Here is an 18,828-nt window from a genome sequence, read left to right as displayed (position 1 = left end):
GCCGTCAGCGCCCTTCAGACGATAAACGCCGTTGACGTAGCGCCTGACCGGCCAACGGAACCCGCGCCAGGCTTGCCAACAGCGCCATCAGCGTCGTCAAGGCACCCAGCCATAACGTCCACTGCACGGCAAGCCCCAACCCCAGAGCCGCGCCAACCAAGGCCACACCCAGCGACTGTCCAACCGTCCGAGTGGTACTCATCACCCCGGAGACGTTGGCACTGCGTTCAGGCGGCAAGCTAGCCATCATTTCCCGGTTATTGGGTGGCTGGAACATACCAAAGCCGATGCCGCACAGCGCCGTGCGCCACAGGCTACCAAGGACGCCCGTACTTTCATCCACCAACCCCAGCGAGATCAGCCCGCCGATCAGTAATACCAGACCGGTACTGGAAATCAGGCTGGGGTTGATGCGATCCGCCAGACGCCCGGCAAGAGGGCCAACCAGCATGATCGCCAGCGGCCAGGGAGTAAACAGCCAGGCCGTTTCCAGCGGTGTAAAACCCATTTGCTCCTGATAGAAAAACGATAAGGCGACAAAGCTCAAGCCCTGACCAATAAAGGCAAGCCCGGACGCCGATACCGCCAGGGTAAAGCGCTTTTCGGCAAACACACTCAGTGGCAACAAGGGATAGGCCGCGCGGCGCTGGCGCTGAATAAAGGCCGTACACGCTACGACGGCCATGCCCAACCAGCCACCGCTTTGCCACAAAGGCGCTGTATGGGCAATCGCATCCATGGCCAGGAAAAAGCTGGCCAGCATCATCATCGACAGCAAGGCGCCCAGGGTATCAAAACTGCCCTTACGCGGAACATCCCTCGGCAAGGCGCGCCGCGCCAGCAGCAGCGACACTAGCCCCAGCGGCACATTCAGGGCAAACAGCCAGGGCCAATCGGCAAACGACAGAATCACGCCGCTTAAGGTAGGCCCTGCTGCATAACCGCCGGCCACCACCAGGGCAGACAGCCCCAGAGCACTGCCCAGCAGCCGCGAGGGGAAGATCGCTCGATATAATGAAGGGCCAATTGACAGCGTCGCCGCCGCACCAAGCCCCTGCAGGGCACGAAACACCAACAGGGTTTCCAGCTGCCTTGAAAGCGCGGCCCCCAGGGCAGCCAACACGAAAACACTCAACCCGAACAGATAAAGGCGGCGACGGGTCACCAACTCGCTGATACCTGCAAAAACCAGCAGAAAAGCGGCACAGATAACCTGAAAGAGGTTGGTGATCCACACGGCGCGCGCGCCGGACACTCCCAGATCCGCGGCGATGGTGGGCAACGCCAGGTTGATCATGGTGGTATCCACCACCGCCATCAGGGTACCGGTAATTAATGCCAGAACGGCAAGGAAACGCTTAGCGCCCGGAAGACCGTCGTCGCCAGGGCGAGTTTCGAAAAGCCGCATATCAAAGAGTCCTGAAAAACCGGCCTGGGCCGGTCTTGTTATCGCGCAGGTAATCGCGAACTCAAATAGATGGGGAATAAATCAGCTATCGTCGTTATCCAGCAGCAGGGCATCGTCCACTTCGGAGATTTCCAGGGCGGTATCGTCGTCCAGGTCAATGGCCAGGTAGCTATGCTCGACTCTCAGGAAGTGCTGAAACAGCGACCAGTCCAGCGACTGTGGCCATTGCGCTTCATCTTCTTCCCAGGCGCGCAGTTCGGTTTCAAGAATCACCTGGTGGCGCTCCTGAACAAAAGTCTCCAGTGCTTCAGGGGTGTCCATCTCGGGAATCAGGTAAATGGTACTTTCGCGTTCGACGTCGTCCAGGGTCAGGTCGTCGCCTCCCAGAGTGGGTTCGAGCGCATTGATCCAGTCCACAAAGGCTTGGGTCGGCCTGACACTCAGGGCAGAGCGGTTTAGCAGTTTCATAGGATTCTCCTCGCCGTCGAAACGCCACTATTATGGGCGCTTATGTAGCAGTTTGCCATCAATGCAAACGCTTTGTCTTTTTAATGCCCAAAATGAGGCCGATACCGGTCAATAACGGCATCGGCCTCATCTCTTAACCATCGCGACTTTTATTCAGGGACGACCAACAGATAACGGTCACCTGTTATGGAAAGCACTTACTCGCCAACTTCAGGACGCATGGCCGGGAAGAGCAGCACATCACGGATGGAAGGGCTATCGGTAAACAGCATTACCAGACGGTCAATGCCGATGCCCTCGCCTGCGGTGGGTGGTAACCCATACTCCAGGGCACGCACGTAATCTGCATCGTAATACATGGCTTCCAGGTCACCGGCATCTTTTTCCGCTACCTGCTCACGGAAGCGTTCGGCCTGATCTTCAGCGTCGTTAAGCTCTGAGAAACCATTGGCAATTTCACGCCCACCGACAAAGAACTCAAATCGGTCGGTCACGAAAGGATTGGCGTCATTACGCCGTGCCAGCGGGCTGACTTCTGCTGGGTATTCGATGATAAAGGTGGGCTGATCCAGCTTGTGCTCGGCCACCTCTTCGAAAATCTCGGTCTGCAGTTTGCCTAACCCCCAACTCTCTTTCACCTTGATACCCAGCTTGGCTGCAAGCGCTTGTGCGGCTTCCAATGTATCCAGATCTGCATCGGTGATGGCATCGCCATGATCCAGAATCGCCTGACGCAAGGTCAGCCGGGCAAAGGGCTTGCCAAAGTCATACTGCTCGCCCTGGTACTCAATCAGCGTGGTGCCCAGCACTTCTTCCGCCGTGGCGCGCAACATGGCTTCGGTCATATCCAGCAGGTCGCGGTAATCGGCGTAAGCCCAGTAGAACTCGACCATGGTAAATTCCGGGTTATGGCGGGTGGAAAGCCCTTCATTGCGGAAATTACGATTGATCTCGAACACCTTTTCAAAACCGCCCACCACCAGACGCTTAAGATAAAGCTCCGGTGCAATACGCAGATACATATCGATATCCAGCGCATTGTGGTGAGTAATAAACGGACGCGCCGTAGCACCGCCGGGAATCGGCTGCAGCATGGGTGTTTCCACTTCCATGAAGCCGCGCGCCTCAAAGAAGCGCCGCATGGCGCTGATCACCGCTGCACGGGTCTCGAATACCTTGCGCGACTGCGGGTTCATGATCAGATCCACATAGCGCTGGCGATAGCGCGCTTCCTGATCGGTCAGGCCATGGAACTTGTCCGGCAGCGGACGCAGACTCTTGGTTAACAGCTGCGCCTCTTTCATCATCACATACAGATCGCCCTTGCCGGATTTATGCACTGGGCCGTGGGCAGCCACGATATCGCCGATATCCCAGCTTTTGATATCTTCCAGCACCTCGGCGGGCAAACCTTTTTATCCACGTATAGCTGGATCTGCCCGGCCACATCCTGAATCACCACAAAAGGCCCCCGCTGGCGCATCACCCGACCAGCCACAGAGGCATGCTGATCCAGCGCTTCAAGCGTCGCCTTGTCTTTATCGCCGTAGGCCTGCGTGAGCTCAAGCGTCAGGCTGTCGCGACGGAAATCGTTAGGGAAAGCGCTCTTGCCCTGTTCGGCGGCACGTTCACGACGCACCGCCAGTTTGGCACGGCGTTCGGCAATCAGATGGTTTTCGTTTTCGTGTGATCCGTCGTGGTTTGCCATATGGCACCCTGTATGTAAAAGCTGGTCAATAAAAAAGCCGGTCAATCATTCCAAGCCGTCGTCATCAGTGTCGATAGCGCTATCAAAGCCCCTGCTTCAGGCTGGCAATAATAAACTGATCAATATCGCCATCCAGCACCTTGTCACAGCTGCTTGACTGAACGCCGGTGCGCAGGTCCTTGATGCGCTGATCATCCAGCACGTAGGAGCGAATCTGGCTGCCCCAACCAATATCCGCCTTGGATTCTTCTGCTTCCTGCTTGGCCGCATTGCGTTTGTCCATTTCCATTTCCCACAGCTTGGCTTTGAGCTGCTTCATGGCAAAGTCGCGGTTGGCGTGCTGGCTACGCTGACTCTGGCAGGCGACAACAATACCGCTGGGCTCGTGGGTAATGCGCACCGCTGAATCCGTGGTGTTGACGTGCTGGCCGCCCGCACCGCTGGAACGGTAGGTATCGACGCGTAGATCCGACGGGTTGATATCAACCTCAAAACTGTCATCAATTTCAGGCGACAGGAATACCGAGGCGAAAGACGTATGACGGCGCCCACCGGAATCAAACGGACTCTTGCGCACCAGACGGTGCACACCGGTTTCGGTGCGCAGCCAACCAAAGGCGTAGTCACCCTGAATATGAATGGTCGCTGATTTGATGCCCGCGACATCCCCGCCGGAAAGCTCGATCAGCTCGGCCTTGAAACCATGGTGCTCAGCCCAGCGCAGATACATGCGCAGCAGCATGTTAGCCCAGTCCTGCGCCTCGGTACCCCCTGACCCGGACTGGATATCCAGATAGGCGTTATTGGCATCCATTTCGCCGGAAAACATTCGCCGAAACTCAAGTTTCTCCAGCACTTGCTGCAAGCCGTCAAGCTCTGAGCTGACTTCCTCAACGGTGCCTTCGTCCTCTTCCATCTCGGCAAGTTCCAGCAGGTCGCGGCTGTCAGCCAACCCTTGCTCCAGCTGATCAATAGTCGCGACGATGGCTTCGAGAGAGGATCGCTCCTTGCCAAGTTTCTGAGCGTAGTCCGGGTCGCTCCAGACGTTGGGGTCTTCCAGTTCGCGGGTGACTTCCTCTAGCCGATCTTTCTTCTCGGCATAGTCAAAGATACCCCCTAAGAACCTCTGTCCGCTCAGACAGGTCCTTGATTTGATTATGGATCGGGTTGGTTTCCAGCATGATGGCTCTGGCCTTGATAAAAAAGTGACAGAAAAAACAACAGACGCCGCGGCAGCATAAGGTAGCGTTCATACCTTCTGCCGCAGCGGCCTCACATGATAATGGCCAATATTGTAACCAAACACCACCAACATCGCATCCATAGCGGCCAACTGAACAGCAAAAACCCGGCCTAAGCCGGGTTTAACAGGTCAGAAAAACGTTTTCACTAGAAGCGATAGGTCATCTGTGCGCCAATGCCATGGGCTTCATTCTTGTAATCGGCTGAGTAGGTGGCACCACCTACGCCTTGTAATGAATCACTACGCTGCTGATCAATCGAGGTACCACGCTCGCTGAGATAGGAATAGGCAAGGTCAACGGTCAGGTTATCGGTCGGCGTCCAGCCAGCACCCAGCGAGAAGATGCGCCGGTCATCAGAGGGAATCCGTACACTGCGGAATTCATCGTTGGTCGGGGTGAAATCAAGCGCCACACCCGCACGTAGTGCCAGCGTCTGAGTCAACTGGTATTCGCCACCGGTGGCAAAGGCCCAGGCATTGGAATAATTCTGGGTTTCCTGGGTGATGGTATTCCCCTGACTGCCGAGCACCCTGATTTCCTGGAACCGGCTCCAACGAGTCCAGGAAGCACCAAACATCAGCTTCAGCCGTTCACTCATCTGCTGGGTCAGCGAGAAGTTGACGGTTTCCGGAGTAGAAAGGTCCAGATTGGCGTCATCGCTGCGTACCACATCACCCGCTGGGTCCTTAGCAATAAAGTCACCGGTCAGGTCGTAATCCACCTTGGAACGGTAGGTCAGGCCAAAGGTGGTTTCTGGCACAGGCTGGTAAATCACCCCCAGGTTGTAGCCCCAGCCGTCGTCATCACCGGTTACCCGTGAGTCAATATCCGCCGCTGAGTTAAATGCTAGCTCAGTCGGTAACTGACGGCGCAGCTCGCCTTCCACCTGATTGTAAGTAACACCCGCTCCAACTGACCATTGATCATTGAAGCGATAAGACACCGTGGGCTGGGCGCTGACGACGCGTACTTCAGTGTAATCGCCAAAATAGCGTCCCTGGAAGTCCTTCTCATAATCTGTATTTGAGCCAAAAGGCGCATAAACCCCAAAGCCAAAGGCCAGCCTTTCGTTGACAGGGTGCGCATAAAAAGCAAAGGGCACCAATGTACCCGGCACCATATCGCCTTCATTGGTGCCAGGAATACTGCCGATTGGCACTTGAGTGCCTACCGGAGCGCCACTTCGAACAACTCCAGCATCTAACATACGGTTAGCCTGGACATTACTTAGCTCGGTATCAACGCTAAGAAAAGTTCCCCCAGCCGTTACTTGAGCACGCTCAAGAAACGACATGCCTGCGGGGTTGCCAAATACGATGGTGGCATCGTTAATATTCGAGCTGCGTCCGGCATGGCTATACCCCTGGCCGCTGACACTCTGTTCGTTGATCTGATACCCGCCGGCGTGGGCCTGAGATGCCATTGTTATGGCGGCAACTGCCGTGGCCAATGTCAGTTTATTGAATTTGTTATTCATACGTACCCCAAGTTGTGATTATCCTGCGGCGCTTCCCATCGCCTTTGTTGATTGTACATGTGTGTTTTCTCGCACTCGGCGCTCAGGATCAAGGGCAAACGAGCGTTTTATTCCATTTTCACTTTATACATTAGTCGAACGATCGTTTTAAATTGCCGTTTTAACAAAATGTCACACAACCCAATCTATGGCTTGACCTTTGGGTAACACATAGGTTCTAAACTGTTTGCCAGGACAGGTTAAGAACACCCGAATGAAAGGAGACAGAGTTGAAAGTCAGCGAAATCGCCCGTCAGGCGGAGGTCACCAGTGAAACCGTACGACATTATGTGCGCGAGGGATTATTGAACCCTGAACGTCACCCTGACAATGGCTATCAATTGTTTACCCAAAGCGACCTGGAACGGCTGCGTTTTGTACAGCGAGCGCGCAAACTTGGCTTCAGTATTGCTGAAGTACGCGACATTCTCTCGCATGCGGATCATGGCGACTCGCCCTGCCCGCTGGTGCGCGACCTGCTGGCTCACCGTCTGCCACAGGTACGCGCCCAGATTGATGAGCTTCAGGCACTCGCCGCACGCATGGAGGCCGCGCTGGAAAGCTGGCAGGACATGCCGGATGCTGCACCGGATGGCCACTCTCTCTGCCGCCTGATCGAAAGCTTTCCCAATGACCAGGAGACCCAATGAGCAACGACAACTCATCTCAACAACAGCTGACTCGAACGGTGCCCGGCATGAACTGCCAGGGCTGTGTCAAGCGTATGCGCGAAGCCATTCAGGCGCTGGACGGCGACGCTGATGTAATCGGTACTCCGGCAGAAAAACATCTGGATGTTACCACTACACTCGACGGCGCTGAACTTGATCAAGCCTTAAAAGATGCTGGCTACCCACCCGGTGAACTGGCAGTGGAAGATGACAAACCAGACAGCGCTGTAGATACTGAACCCAGCGCTCAAACTACCGACAGCCAGGCCAGTCAAGCAGCCGAACATCAAGGCTCGGGAAACCAGCAGATTCGTCTGGCCATCAGCGGCATGTCCTGCGCCAGCTGTGTCAAAAGCGTGCAGAAGGCGCTGGAAAACACCCCGGGCGTTGAAACTGCCAGCGTTAATTTCGGCACCCACACCGCTCAGGTATTTGGTCAGGCAGACTCGCAGGCACTGATGGAGGCAGTGGATTCCGCCGGTTATAGCGCCGAGCCGATCGTTGATATGCGCGAGGCAGAAAAACCCGCGCCGAACAGGAAGCCAAGCAGTATAAACAGCGCCTCAAAGGCAGTGCTTATGCCCTGGCGCTGGCCCTGCCCCTGATGCTCAGCATGTTTGTCTACCACCCTCACCCTGTGGGAGGCGGGCGACTTTTCTGGCTGGTGATCGGTCTTCTTACCCTCGCGGTCATGGCCTTTCCCGGTCGTCACTTTTTTGTTAACGCCTGGAAAAATTTCAAGCATCACCAGGCCAATATGGACACTTTGGTCGCCATGGGTACCGGCACCGCCTGGCTGTATTCCATGGTGGTGGTTGCCTTTGCGCCCTGGCTGCCAGAAGTCGCCCACGGCATCTATTTTGAAGCTTCGGCCATGGTGATTGGCCTGATTCTGCTCGGCAACGCCATGGAGCTGAAAGCCCGTGGCCGCACCAGCGATGCGTTGAAGCGCCTTCTGGATCTGCAAAGCCGCACCGCCCGGGTGATCCGCGACGGTGAGGAGCAGGAAATCGAGATTGACGCCGTACGTAGCGGTGACCATATCCGTGTGCGTCCTGGCGAGCGCCTGCCGGTGGATGGGGAAGTGCTTGAAGGCGCCAGCCATATTGATGAATCCATGTTGACCGGCGAGCCGGTACCAGTGAAAAAATCAGCCGGCGATGAGGTCAGTGCAGGCACTGTCAACGGCAAGGGCGGGCTTGTTTATCAGGCTACCCGGGTGGGTGCTGACACTCGGCTTGGACAGATCACCGAGCAGGTCGCCAACGCTCAGAACTCGCGCCCGCCGATTGGCGAACTGGCCGACAGGGTATCGAGTATCTTTGTGCCTTCGGTAATGATTATCGCCGTGCTGACCGCGTTGGTATGGTTTAACTTTGGCGCTGAGCCACGGGTGATTCATATGCTGGTCACCGCCACCACGGTACTGATTATCGCCTGCCCCTGTGCGCTGGGCCTGGCCACACCTATCTCAACCATGATAGGGGTCGGCAAAGCCGCTGAGCACGGCGTGCTGGTGCGCAACGGCGATGCCCTGCAAACCGCCAGCAAGCTGACCACTCTGGTGGTCGACAAGACCGGTACGCTGACCGAAGGCAAACCCAGCGTCACCGAGGCGCATACCCTTCAGGGCGATGAAGAGACCGCGCTTGGCTATGTGATGGCACTGGAGCGTGGCTCGGAGCACCCGCTGGCAGCAGCACTCACTGCCCATGGCGAAGACGTCAACGCAAAAGCAGCGGAGATCCATAACTTTGATAGCGTCACCGGTGGTGGCGTCAAGGCCGAAACATCCGACGGCAAGGCTTTACTGCTGGGCAATGCGCGCCTGCTGGAGAACGCGGGCATCGACCTGGCGGACGGAAAGGACACTGCTCGCGAATTGGAAGACAAGGCACGCACGCTGGTTTATCTGGCGGTTGACGGCCAGCTAACGGCGCTGTTTGGTATCAGCGACCCGCTGCGCGACGATACCAAGGCGGCCATCAAACGGCTGCAAAGCGATGGCCTCAAGGTCGTGATGCTGACCGGTGACAACCAGCACACGGCCGCCGCCATTGCCCGCGAGGTGGGTATTGATGACTACCGCGCCGGGCTTTTGCCCGAAGACAAACATTCAGAGATCGAGCGCCTGCAGAAAGAAGGGGAAATAGTGGGCATGGTCGGCGACGGCATTAATGACGCCCCTGCCCTGGCACGTGCCAACGTTGGTTTTGCCATCGGCCAAGGCACCGATGTAGCGATTGAAAGTGCCGGCATGACCCTGATGCGCGGTTCGCTGCACGGGGTGGCAGATGCCATCGAGATCAGTCAGGCCACTCTGCGCAACATCAAGCAGAACCTGGTCGGCGCCTTTGGCTACAACGTACTGTGTATTCCGATTGCCGCCGGGGTATTCTACCCGCTGACCGGCATGCTGCTTTCACCGATGATTGCTGGGGCGGCCATGTCGCTGTCTTCCATCACAGTGGTCAGCAACGCCAACCGTTTGCGGCTATGGAAATCCCAACGCCAGCACACTGCCCGTCATTTAGACACCGCAACCACACAGGAGCAGAGCGCATGAGTATTATGGTTAATCTCGCTGGCCTCGCCCTGATCGCCGCTATCGTCTGGTGGTTCTGGTTGAGCGGCTAAAACCTTTTATAAGGCTTACGTGACTGAAGCGTCATGGGTAACCCTCCTTTGGGGCGCAAAGTCAGTCGACACTCGATTTCCACTTTATGACTCGGCACCAACTGTGGGGTGAAACGCTGTGCTAATGTCGCCAGGCACAAAACGCCCTCGTAAAGCCCAAACCGCTTACCCAGGCAAACCCTGTGGCCCACGCTAAAAGGGAAGTAAGTGAACTTATCCGGGCGCGGCACCTTGGGCAAAAAGCGCTCTGGCACAAAATGGTCAGGCGCTTCCCATAGTTTACGGTGTCGATGCATCAGCCAGGGGCAAACAATCAGGACAGTGCCCGGGCGAACCTCACGGTTACGCACCTGATCCTCACCGCGCGCTTGACGGGTTAGCAAGGGTACCGGAGGATAAAGGCGCATAGCTTCTTCAAACACCGCCATGGTGTAGTGAAGCTTCTCGACATCTTCATAACGCGGCGTTCGCCCCTTCAGGACTTCATCAAGCTCGGCCTGTAAACACACCATGGCCTGCTGATCGTAATCCAGCAGGTACCAGCACCAGGCCAAAGCGTTGGCTGTCGTTTCATGCCCCGCCATGAACATGACAATAGCTTCATTGCGCACCGCTTCCCGCCCCATCGGGCACCCTTCGCTTCCCTCTAATGCCGTCATAAAGCTATCGATCATGCTGTGTTGATTCGAATCGGAGGTATTGATACGGCGGTCAATAATCCGGTCAATTACTTCATGTACCTGCTCTGCCGAATAGCGGATACGGTTACGTCTTAAAGGGTTGCCTAGCAGCCTGAGAAAAGGCAGCCCAAGAGTATCTGCCATATCCAGATGTTCTGAATGGCGCTGATACTCAGTAAACCCAGCAACCACCTGTTCGGCCTCGTCGTCGGTTGTGTCATCGCCGAAAATCGTTCGGCCAATGATGCGAGCCGTCAAGTGAGCCATCTCGGTCAGCATATCCAGTGGTTCATCCTGCGGCTGCTCGGCCCAGCGCTCGGCAGTTTCGTTTGCTGAAGCAGTCATCACCGAGCAAAAGTTCGGCAGCAACGCATTACTGAGCGAGGGGGCGCACTGACGTCGGCGCTGGCTCCACAAATCACCGTCACTGACAAATAACCCGTCTTTCAGTAATGGGATCAATGCTCGCCGCATTTGCGGGCTTTTACGATCATAGTTGTCATGTTGCTCAAGGAAGACACGACGCACCGTATCAGGACTATTGCAAACAACGTATTTCTGATTAGCCAGATTCATGTGAGTGGTATAGACGGAATAATCCTTCTCACGCCATATTGATAACAGATTGTGTTGAGCACGGTACATACGTTTCAGAATACCCGCACTGGCAGGCGCAGGCGCTACCGTAACAGGAGGTTCAATATGGTGCGCACGCGACAATGCCTCAGCCAGCTGCTGCTTATCACTACTGCCTACTCGCTCTTTCGAAGGTGTAACATATGAAGCATTATCGTGATTCATTGTTTCCAGCCAAAAACAGTTGAGGCGACTCAATCCACTCTCTTTTCAAATCTGCATCACCGATACCGACCATCAGAATGTAAATTCTGCATGGTGTCAATTTAGCTCACTCCGATATAACGCCCAGGCTTATGGTTGAGGGCAATGATCAGATTCAACGTGACGGCGCCAATCACCGAGTAACCCACTCTGTCCAGCGGTAGTTGAGTCAAGGCTGCCAGCAGGATCAGGCCATCAATCCCCAACTGTACGTAGCCTGCCCGCCAACCGTGGCGCTGCTGCAGATAAAGCGCCAGAATATTGATGCCGCCGAGGCTGGTACGATGGCGAAACAGCATCAGCATGCCCACGCCAATCAGGGCACCGCCCATGATAGCGGCGTAGAGCGATGGCACTGACTCAAACGTCACCCAGCGCTGAGTCAACTCCGAAAACACCGAAACCAGCCCGATAGCCACAAAGGTACGCAGGGTAAAACTCCAGCCCATACGTTTGATCGCCAGATAGTAGAACGGCAGATTAATGGCGAAAAACCATACCCCGAAGCCCCAACCGGTCAGATAGTTAAGCAGCAGCGCCATCCCGGCCGTGCTGCCCGTTAGCAGTACCGCCTGGGTATAGAGCGTCACGCCAAGGGCCACAAACAGCGTACCCAACAGCATGGCCATGACATCTTCATAGGGTTGATGCGGATCTTGGGGTAAATTGTCGTCACGCATGATGCGTCCTCTGCAACGAACAAACGGCGGGATCTATCCGCCGTTTGTAGAAAAATCATCGGCCTGTCAGGGTAATGACAGTCAGCCAACATGATCAGACCAGGCTGGCGTGCTCCACCATCAACTGGAGTGACTCGCGGCCGCGCCAGCGGTTACGGTTGAGCTTGTAAGCGCAGTGCAGCGTATCGCCCACATCAAAAGGGGGTAACTCGCCTGGCGTCAGGGCACGAAACCAGATCGCCTTGCAGGTCACCGGCCCGTTGGAGAGTTCCATCATCAGGTGCGAACCATCCGCACCTACCGGGCGCAGCGCTTCTACGATAAAACGGCCTTCGAATAGCGGCGGGTCAAACTCGCGGCCATAAGGGCCCAGAACGTCAATGTCATTCAAGGTAGCCAAGGTCAATTGCTGGCTAGCCAGTTCACCATCCGTCCACAACCTTGGATAGAGCAGCGTATCACCAAGCTGTTCATTCACTGCCTGCAGGAAAGCCGCTTTAAAAGCTGCCAGCTGCTCCATGGGCACGCCAACACCTGCCGCCCCACTATGCCCCCAAAGCGTGGCAAGGCCCTGGCGCCAGCTCATAGGCACGCTGCAGGGCATCGCGCAGATGCAGGCCATCTATCGAGCGGCCAGAGCCGGTGAGCATGCCCGGCTGGGCGGCCCGTGTCAGTACCAGTGCCGGGCGCCCGTAGGCCTGCACCAGGCGCGAGGCCACAATGCCCTGCACCCCAGGGTGGCCGTCTTCCAGGAGCACAATCAGCGCTGAGGCGTCTGCCGCCAGTTCCACAGCGGCAAGGGCGCGTGCCTCTTGGGCCATATCTGCCTCAATGGCTTTGCGCGACTGGTTATCATCATCCAACACATCCAGCTGACGATTGGCAATCGCATCGCTTTCAGCGAGCATGAAATGCAGCGCCGCGTAAGGATCATCCAGGCGCGAGCGAGCATTGATGCGTGGCCCCATCTGAAAGGCCAAGGTCTCAGCATTAAACGGCACGCTATCCTGGCCCAAGCGTTGCGCCATGGCCCGCCAACAGGCCGCATCCATACGATTGATCAGGGTCAACCCCTGGCTGACCACGGCACGGTTGGCCGGGCTGCCCCCAGGGAAACGCAGTCAGCCACCGTTCCCAGGGCCACATAGGAAAGCCATGGCGACAGCTTGGGCGTGGCTGCTGGCAAGGCGCCCCATTCAATTAGTACGCTACGCGCCAGCGACATCACAAGCCATGCCACCATACAGCCGGCAATGGTTTTATCCGGATAGGCGCAGTCGCTGCGTGTCGGGTTGACGCAGGCATAGGCAGAGCCTGGCGGCCCTTCAACCGCCAGGGCATGGTGGTCGCTGACCACCACATCAATACCGGCTTCTTTGAGGCGCGCAATACGCGGCTCGTCGGAGCTGCCGCAATCAGCGGTAATCACCAGAGTCGGGCGTGGCGAAAGGCCTAAGGTGCGTTCCACCAAGGGCAGACTGATGCCGTAGCCGTCGTGGATACGATGGCCAATCAGGCTATGCAGCCTGGCTTCCGGCACACCGAACAGCTCGACCAGAGTGCGCCGGATCACGACGTGTGAAGTGATCCCATCCACGTCGTAGTCGGTCAGAATCCCGATTGACTCACCTTCGGTCACCGCCTGGGCAATGCGTTCCGCCGCACGACGTCCATCGGCCAGTTTTTCAGGATGGGCCAGATAACGCAGGCTCGGCGACACCAGGGGCGCCAGCTCGCCCTGATAGCCGGGCAAGCGTGACGCCAGCAGGCGCGCCTGAAGTTCATTCAGGCCTTCGGCCTGTGCTCGAGCATAGACTGTTTCATCAAGCGGACGCGGTTCAAGGCGGGGCTGCGTCACACTTAACGGTAGATCCTGACGTGCATTCATGCTCAATGTTCAACCTGCTGAATCAAGCTCACCGGCGGTTATCAACCACAAATTGCTGCACCGCTTCCAGAGTGGCAGGCAAGACGCTGTAACGTTCTTCACGTTCCAGCAAATCATCCATATGGGTGGGCAGCGGTACCCCCTGAAAGCCCGCCTTGACCACTGCTTCGGCAAACTTGGCCGGGTGAGCGGTGGCCAGGGTGACCATGGGCGTTGACTGATCCGCGCGGGCACGCTCGGCCGCACGGTAGCCGGTTGCGGTATGGGGATCGAGGATCTCACCGGTGCGGTGATGGGCTTCGCGAATTACTTCAAGAATGGTGGCGTCATCCACGCTGAAGCTGGAGAACTTTTCACGCAGCGTCGCCAGCGGTGCCTCTGCTAAGGCCGTGGGCTCTATCTGGAAACGCTCCAGCAAGGCGGCAACGGCATGGCCATCACGCTCGTAGGCGTCAAACAGCAGGCGCTCAAAGTTGGACGACACAACAATATCCATGGAAGGCGCCAGGGTCGCCGCCAGCTCACGCTTGGAGAAATCATTGGCGGTCAGGGTGCGATGCAGGATGTCGTTGGCATTGGTAGCAATAATGAACTGCTTGACCGGCAGGCCCATCTTGTACGCCATGTAACCTGCAAAGACGTTACCAAAGTTGGCCGAAGGCACACTGAAGCTGACCTCGCGATGCGGTGCGCCCAGCGCCACGCCAGCGGCAACGTAGTAGACGATCTGGGCCATGATGCGCGCCCAGTTGATCGAATTCACCGCCACCAGCCGAGAGCCGTTAAGGAAATCCTGGTTGGCAAAGCTTTGCTTGACCATGGCCTGGGCATCATCAAAGTTGCCTTCAATGGCCACATTGAAGACGTTGTTCGCCAGCACCGTTGTCATCTGGCGACGCTGCACCTCAGAGACGCGGTTATGTGGGTGAAGGATAAAGATATCCAGATTATCGCAGTGACGACAGCCTTCAATCGCCGCCGAACCGGTATCCCCGGAAGTGGCACCCATGATGACGGCGCGCTCATTGCGCTTTTTCAGGAAATGGTCCAAAAGCCGCCCCAACAGCTGCAGGGCAACATCCTTGAAAGCCAGAGTCGGGCCGTGGAACTGCTCAAGCAGAAAGTGATTGGCATCCAGCTGCTTGAGAGGCAGGACGGCATCATGGTTGAAGGTAGCGTAAGCATCGGTGACCAGACCACGGAAAGTGTCGTCGTCGATCTCACCGTTCACAAACGGCTTCATGACCCGGAAGGCAATCTCTGCATAGGAAAGGCCCGCCATATCGGCGAGCGCTTCAGCGGAAAAATGCGGCAGGGTTTCCGGCACATAGAGGCCGCCGTCATTTGCCAGGCCCGTAAGTACCACTTCTTCAAACGACAGAGCAGGCGCTTGCCCGCGAGTACTGACGTAGCGCATGGCCTTACTCTCCTTCGTCCAGGGTTTCAACACGGATACGGGTGATCGTACCGGGAATATCCGCCATGGATTCAATTTCACGGATGGCTTCGTTCATCTGCTTTTCCTTGGTGCGATGGGTCATCAGGATGATCGGCACCAGGTCGCCATCTGGCGATTCTTTCTGGATCAACGCTTCAATCGAGATGCCCTGCTCAGCAAGGATAGTCGCCACTCGCGCCAGCACACCCGGGCGGTCAACAGCCAGCAGACGCAGATAATAGGCCGTGGTGATGTCTTCCATCGGCATGATCGGCACAGCATTGACATCCTGGCCGACACCGCTGAAGGCCAGGTAAGGCACACGGTAGTGGTGGTCTGTGGCGATATCACGGGCAACGTCGAGAATATCCGCAACTACCGCTGAGGCTGTTGGCTCTGCGCCGGCGCCGGCGCCGTAGTAAAGGGTCGGTCCAACCGCATCACCCATGACTTCAATGGCATTTTTGACGCCGTGAACGTTGGCCAGCAGGCGATCTTTGGGTATCAGGGCGGGGTGAACACGCAGCTCAAGACCGTTTTCCGTGCGCTTGGATATGCCCAGGTGCTTGATGATGTAGCCCAGGTTATCTGCCTGCTCAACGTCTTCAGCGGTAATCCGTGAAATGCCTTCGGTGTAGGCTTTCTCGAATTGCAGCGGTACCCCATAGGCAATCGAGGCCAGGATGGTCAGCTTGTGGGCAGCATCAATGCCTTCCACATCAAAGGTCGGATCGGCTTCGGCATACCCCAGCGCCTGGGCCTCGGCCAGCACGTCCTCAAAGGCACGGCCTTCGTCACGCATATGGGTCAGGATATAATTGCCTGTGCCATTGATGATACCGGCAACCCACTCGATGCGGTTGGCGCCCAGCCCTTCACGTAGCGACTTGATCACCGGAATACCACCGGCCACGGCGGCTTCAAAAGCGACAATAACGCCTTTTTCATGGGCGGCTTGGAAGATTTCATTGCCATGCACAGCAATCAGCGCCTTGTTGGCTGTGACCACATGCTTGCCGTTTTCAATTGCGGTCAGCACCAGCTGGCGGGCAACGTCATAGCCGCCAATGGCCTCAACCACAACATCGACATCAGGGTTGCGGGCAACTTCGAAAACATCCGTGGTGGCCTTGATGCCGGTGATATCACAGTCCGGGTGAATACTGCGATGCCCGACCTGCTCAATGACAATGGGGCGCCCTGCACGACGGGCAATATCATCCGCGTTGCGTGTCAGCACATTGAAGGTGCCGCCACCCACCGTACCCAAGCCACAGATACCTACTCTCACCGGTTTCAAAATAATTCCCCTTATATGTTTCATCGTGCACCTGGCGGTGCCTGTCACAGCGTATCGATATCATAAAGGTACAGAAGGCGGGATACATGCCGCCCTTCCTTCTGGCACCTGATTGTTTTACAGGCGTATTTTTCGAACCTGTATTTTGCAGCACACTGGTGCGAATACCAGCGATTACTCTGCGTCCAGGCCGAGCATGGCTAGCAACCGCTCTGGGGGCATAAAGCCTGGCACCAGCTCACCGTCTGGCAGGATGATGGCTGGCGTACCCTGAACGCCCAGCGCAATACCTGTCTGGTACTGGGATGCTACTGGATTATCGCAGCTGGCGCTGCCTGAAAGTGCCTTACCCTGCTTGGCATCGGTCAAGGCCTGTTGAGGATTGTCAGCGCACCAGGCCTGTTGCATGACGCGGGCGGCTTCACCATTCATACCGCTACGTGGGAAGGCGAGGTAATGCACCGCCACTCCGGCCTCGTTTAACTCAGGCACGGTTTCATGCAGGCGTGTGCAGTACGGGCAGCTCGTATCAGTGAACACGACAATAGTGGCTTTTGGCTCGCCCACACCGCGAAAAATAATCCGCTCTTCTTCCGGAATCGCGGCAATGACCTCTGCACGCTCCTGATTGCCCTCCTGCTCGGTCAGATTGACCAGGCCATCTTGCTGATTGGCGTACAGATCACCGACCAGAAAATAGCTGCCATCGGCATTGGCATAAAATGTTTCGCCGTTGGTCAGCCGAACCTGATAGATACCTTCCAGCGGCGTTGGGTTGACATTTTCCACGGGCATGGGCTGACCATTAACACTCAGACTTTCGGTTAGTGCTTCCGGCACAGATTGCGCAATGGCCGTCGTGGACAACAGCGCACCCCCGAGAACCAGGGGTAATAGTGAGAGACGACGCATATTCCTTTTAACCTCTTGGATGGTGGTGAGCGTGCAGATTTTCCAGGCGCGCCTGAGCCACATGTGTATAAATTTGTGTTGTGGACAAATCGCTATGACCCAACAACAGCTGTACGACCCTTAAATTGGCCCCATGATTCAATAAATGCGTTGCAAAGGCATGCCTCAGGGTATGCGGAGAAAGCGGCTTGCTGATACCGGCGGTCAGCGCATGAGCCTTGATACGATGCCAGAATGTCTGGCGCGTCATAGCACGATTGGCTCTGCCTGGAAACAGCGCGGGCCGCATCGGGTCTGACATCAGCTCGTTGCGCGCAGTGCGGAAGTAGCGTTCAAGCCAGGCGCTCGCCTCTTCGCCTAACGGTATCAAACGATCCTTGTCGCCTTTACCGCGCACCCTGACCACCCCCTGGTTCAGATTCAGCGCATCCAGTGTCAAGCCTACTAGCTCGGAGACACGCAAGCCACAGGCATACAGCAACTCGAGCATGGCGCGATCACGCACCCCTAAAGGCGTGGACGTATCCGGCGCTTCAAGCAGGCGAACCACCTCGGTTTCATCCAGGGTACCTGGCAGCCCGGGTGTCACCCGTGGCAACTTTATAGTGGCTAATGGGTCGCTGTCGACATAGGCATTCAAACGCGCCCAGCGGTAGAAGCTGCGTAAGCTGGAGAGTAGTCGGGCGTTACTGCGCAACTGATAGCCCTGGGCACGGCGCTGCTCAAACCAGTTGACCAACTGTTCTGATGAAGACGTCGTCAGGGTATCCCCCTGCTCGGCCAGATAACCCTGCCAGGCTGACAGGTCGCGGCGATAGGCAGCCAGGGTATGTTCGCTGGCACCACGTTCCAACCACAGGGCATCCAGGAAAGCATCAATCAAGTCCATATGGCGCTCTTCATCTCGCATCCTCCACCCAGCATCTTCCTTGTTGCATGGCAGCCTGATCAGGCCTGGCAAGGATATTTTGCCGTCCGTCCAGACAAAAACAAACCCCGCCCCGCAAAGCGGTGACGGGGTTATCTTGCCAGCTATCCATTGTCCGGCGGTGCACATCACCGCCGACCAATCATCAGGACAGCTTTTCCTTGATACGTGCAGACTTACCACTACGCTCACGGAGGTAGTAGAGTTTGGCCTGACGCACATCACCACGACGCTTGACGGCAATTGAATCTACCAGCGGGCTGTAGGTCTGGAAAGTACGCTCTACGCCAACACCATTGGAAATTTTACGTACGGTGAAAGCGGAGTTCAGGCCACGGTTACGCTTACCGATTACCACACCTTCAAAAGCCTGCAGACGCTCGCGGTTACCTTCTTTGACCTTAACCTGGACAACAATGGTATCGCCAGGAGCAAAGGAAGGAATTTCCTTGCTCATCTGCTCGCTCTCAAGCGCCTGGATCACTTTGTTCTTGCTACTCATAATCTACT

Annotated in this window: 12 protein-coding genes and 3 pseudogenes; 2 read left to right on the top strand and 13 right to left on the bottom strand. The window is 56.5% G+C overall.

The annotated features are described in order from the left end of the window. Window positions 1-4: 4 nt before the first annotated feature. From HLB35_RS00450 to HLB35_RS00430, 5 genes and pseudogenes are all read right to left on the bottom strand, one after another. Complete coding sequence (locus HLB35_RS00450; protein ID WP_171701103.1) at window positions 5-1,408, bottom strand: MFS transporter; 1,404 nt, start codon at window positions 1,406-1,408, stop codon at window positions 5-7. Window positions 1,409-1,489: 81 nt separating this feature from the next. After that, window positions 1,490-1,876, bottom strand: a complete 387-nt coding sequence (locus HLB35_RS00445) for a hypothetical protein (protein ID WP_171701102.1) — start codon at window positions 1,874-1,876, stop codon at window positions 1,490-1,492. Between the two features lie 197 nt (window positions 1,877-2,073). Continuing rightward, window positions 2,074-3,584 (bottom strand): annotated as a pseudogene (lysS, locus tag HLB35_RS00440) (lysine--tRNA ligase). A gap of 82 nt (window positions 3,585-3,666) precedes the next feature. After that, window positions 3,667-4,765, bottom strand: a protein-coding gene (gene prfB / locus HLB35_RS00435) for a peptide chain release factor 2 (protein WP_171701101.1) whose coding sequence is annotated in 2 segments (ribosomal slippage) — window positions 3,667-4,689 and window positions 4,691-4,765 — 1,098 coding nt in all. Because the reading frame shifts where the segments join, the coding sequence is not laid out codon by codon here. A gap of 208 nt (window positions 4,766-4,973) precedes the next feature. Beyond that, window positions 4,974-6,305: an OmpP1/FadL family transporter gene (locus HLB35_RS00430; protein ID WP_171701100.1), complete on the bottom strand. Its 1,332-nt coding sequence runs from the start codon at window positions 6,303-6,305 to the stop codon at window positions 4,974-4,976. A gap of 269 nt (window positions 6,306-6,574) precedes the next feature. Here HLB35_RS00430 and HLB35_RS00425 point away from each other — a divergent pair, with 269 nt between their 5' ends. Together HLB35_RS00425 and HLB35_RS00420 are read left to right on the top strand one after the other, a co-directional pair. Beyond that, window positions 6,575-6,994 carry a MerR family transcriptional regulator gene (locus HLB35_RS00425; RefSeq protein ID WP_171701099.1) on the top strand — a complete coding sequence of 140 codons (420 nt, stop codon included), beginning with the start codon at window positions 6,575-6,577 and terminating at the stop codon, window positions 6,992-6,994. After that, window positions 6,991-9,581: pseudogene (locus HLB35_RS00420) on the top strand (heavy metal translocating P-type ATPase). Before HLB35_RS00425 ends, HLB35_RS00420 begins: the two are co-directional and overlap by 4 nt. Before the next feature lie 67 nt (window positions 9,582-9,648). On the opposite strand, the gene HLB35_RS00415 reads toward HLB35_RS00420, so the two are convergent. The 8 genes and pseudogenes from HLB35_RS00415 to rplS form a co-directional block, all read right to left on the bottom strand. Beyond that, entirely contained in the window at window positions 9,649-11,133 is a 1,485-nt protein-coding gene (locus HLB35_RS00415) for a cytochrome P450 (RefSeq protein ID WP_171701098.1), read from the bottom strand. 101 nt (window positions 11,134-11,234) lie between these two features. Continuing rightward, window positions 11,235-11,852 (bottom strand): YitT family protein, encoded by a 618-nt coding sequence (locus HLB35_RS00410; RefSeq protein WP_171701097.1) that lies wholly within the window; start codon window positions 11,850-11,852, stop codon window positions 11,235-11,237. Window positions 11,853-11,946: 94 nt separating this feature from the next. After that, window positions 11,947-13,740, bottom strand: a pseudogene (locus HLB35_RS00405) (single-stranded-DNA-specific exonuclease RecJ). A gap of 28 nt (window positions 13,741-13,768) precedes the next feature. Next, entirely contained in the window at window positions 13,769-15,157 is a 1,389-nt protein-coding gene (thrC, locus tag HLB35_RS00400) for a threonine synthase (protein ID WP_171701096.1), read from the bottom strand. Between the two features lie 4 nt (window positions 15,158-15,161). After that, window positions 15,162-16,478 carry a homoserine dehydrogenase gene (locus HLB35_RS00395; RefSeq protein ID WP_171701095.1) on the bottom strand — a complete coding sequence of 439 codons (1,317 nt, stop codon included), beginning with the start codon at window positions 16,476-16,478 and terminating at the stop codon, window positions 15,162-15,164. Between the two features lie 174 nt (window positions 16,479-16,652). Then, window positions 16,653-17,390, bottom strand: a complete 738-nt coding sequence (locus HLB35_RS00390; protein ID WP_171701094.1) for a DsbC family protein — start codon at window positions 17,388-17,390, stop codon at window positions 16,653-16,655. A 7-nt stretch (window positions 17,391-17,397) separates the two neighbouring features. After that, window positions 17,398-18,279 carry a site-specific tyrosine recombinase XerD gene (gene xerD, locus HLB35_RS00385; protein ID WP_171701093.1) on the bottom strand — a complete coding sequence of 294 codons (882 nt, stop codon included), beginning with the start codon at window positions 18,277-18,279 and terminating at the stop codon, window positions 17,398-17,400. Window positions 18,280-18,463: 184 nt separating this feature from the next. After that, complete coding sequence (gene rplS / locus HLB35_RS00380) at window positions 18,464-18,820, bottom strand: 50S ribosomal protein L19 (protein WP_171701092.1); 357 nt, start codon at window positions 18,818-18,820, stop codon at window positions 18,464-18,466. Window positions 18,821-18,828 lie beyond the last annotated feature (8 nt).

It is taken from the genome of Vreelandella azerica (genome assembly GCF_013112225.1).
Classification (GTDB): domain Bacteria; phylum Pseudomonadota; class Gammaproteobacteria; order Pseudomonadales; family Halomonadaceae; genus Vreelandella; species Vreelandella azerica.
The sequence above is the reverse complement of the archived record's forward strand: the minus strand, read 5'-3'. Positions and strand labels throughout refer to the sequence as shown.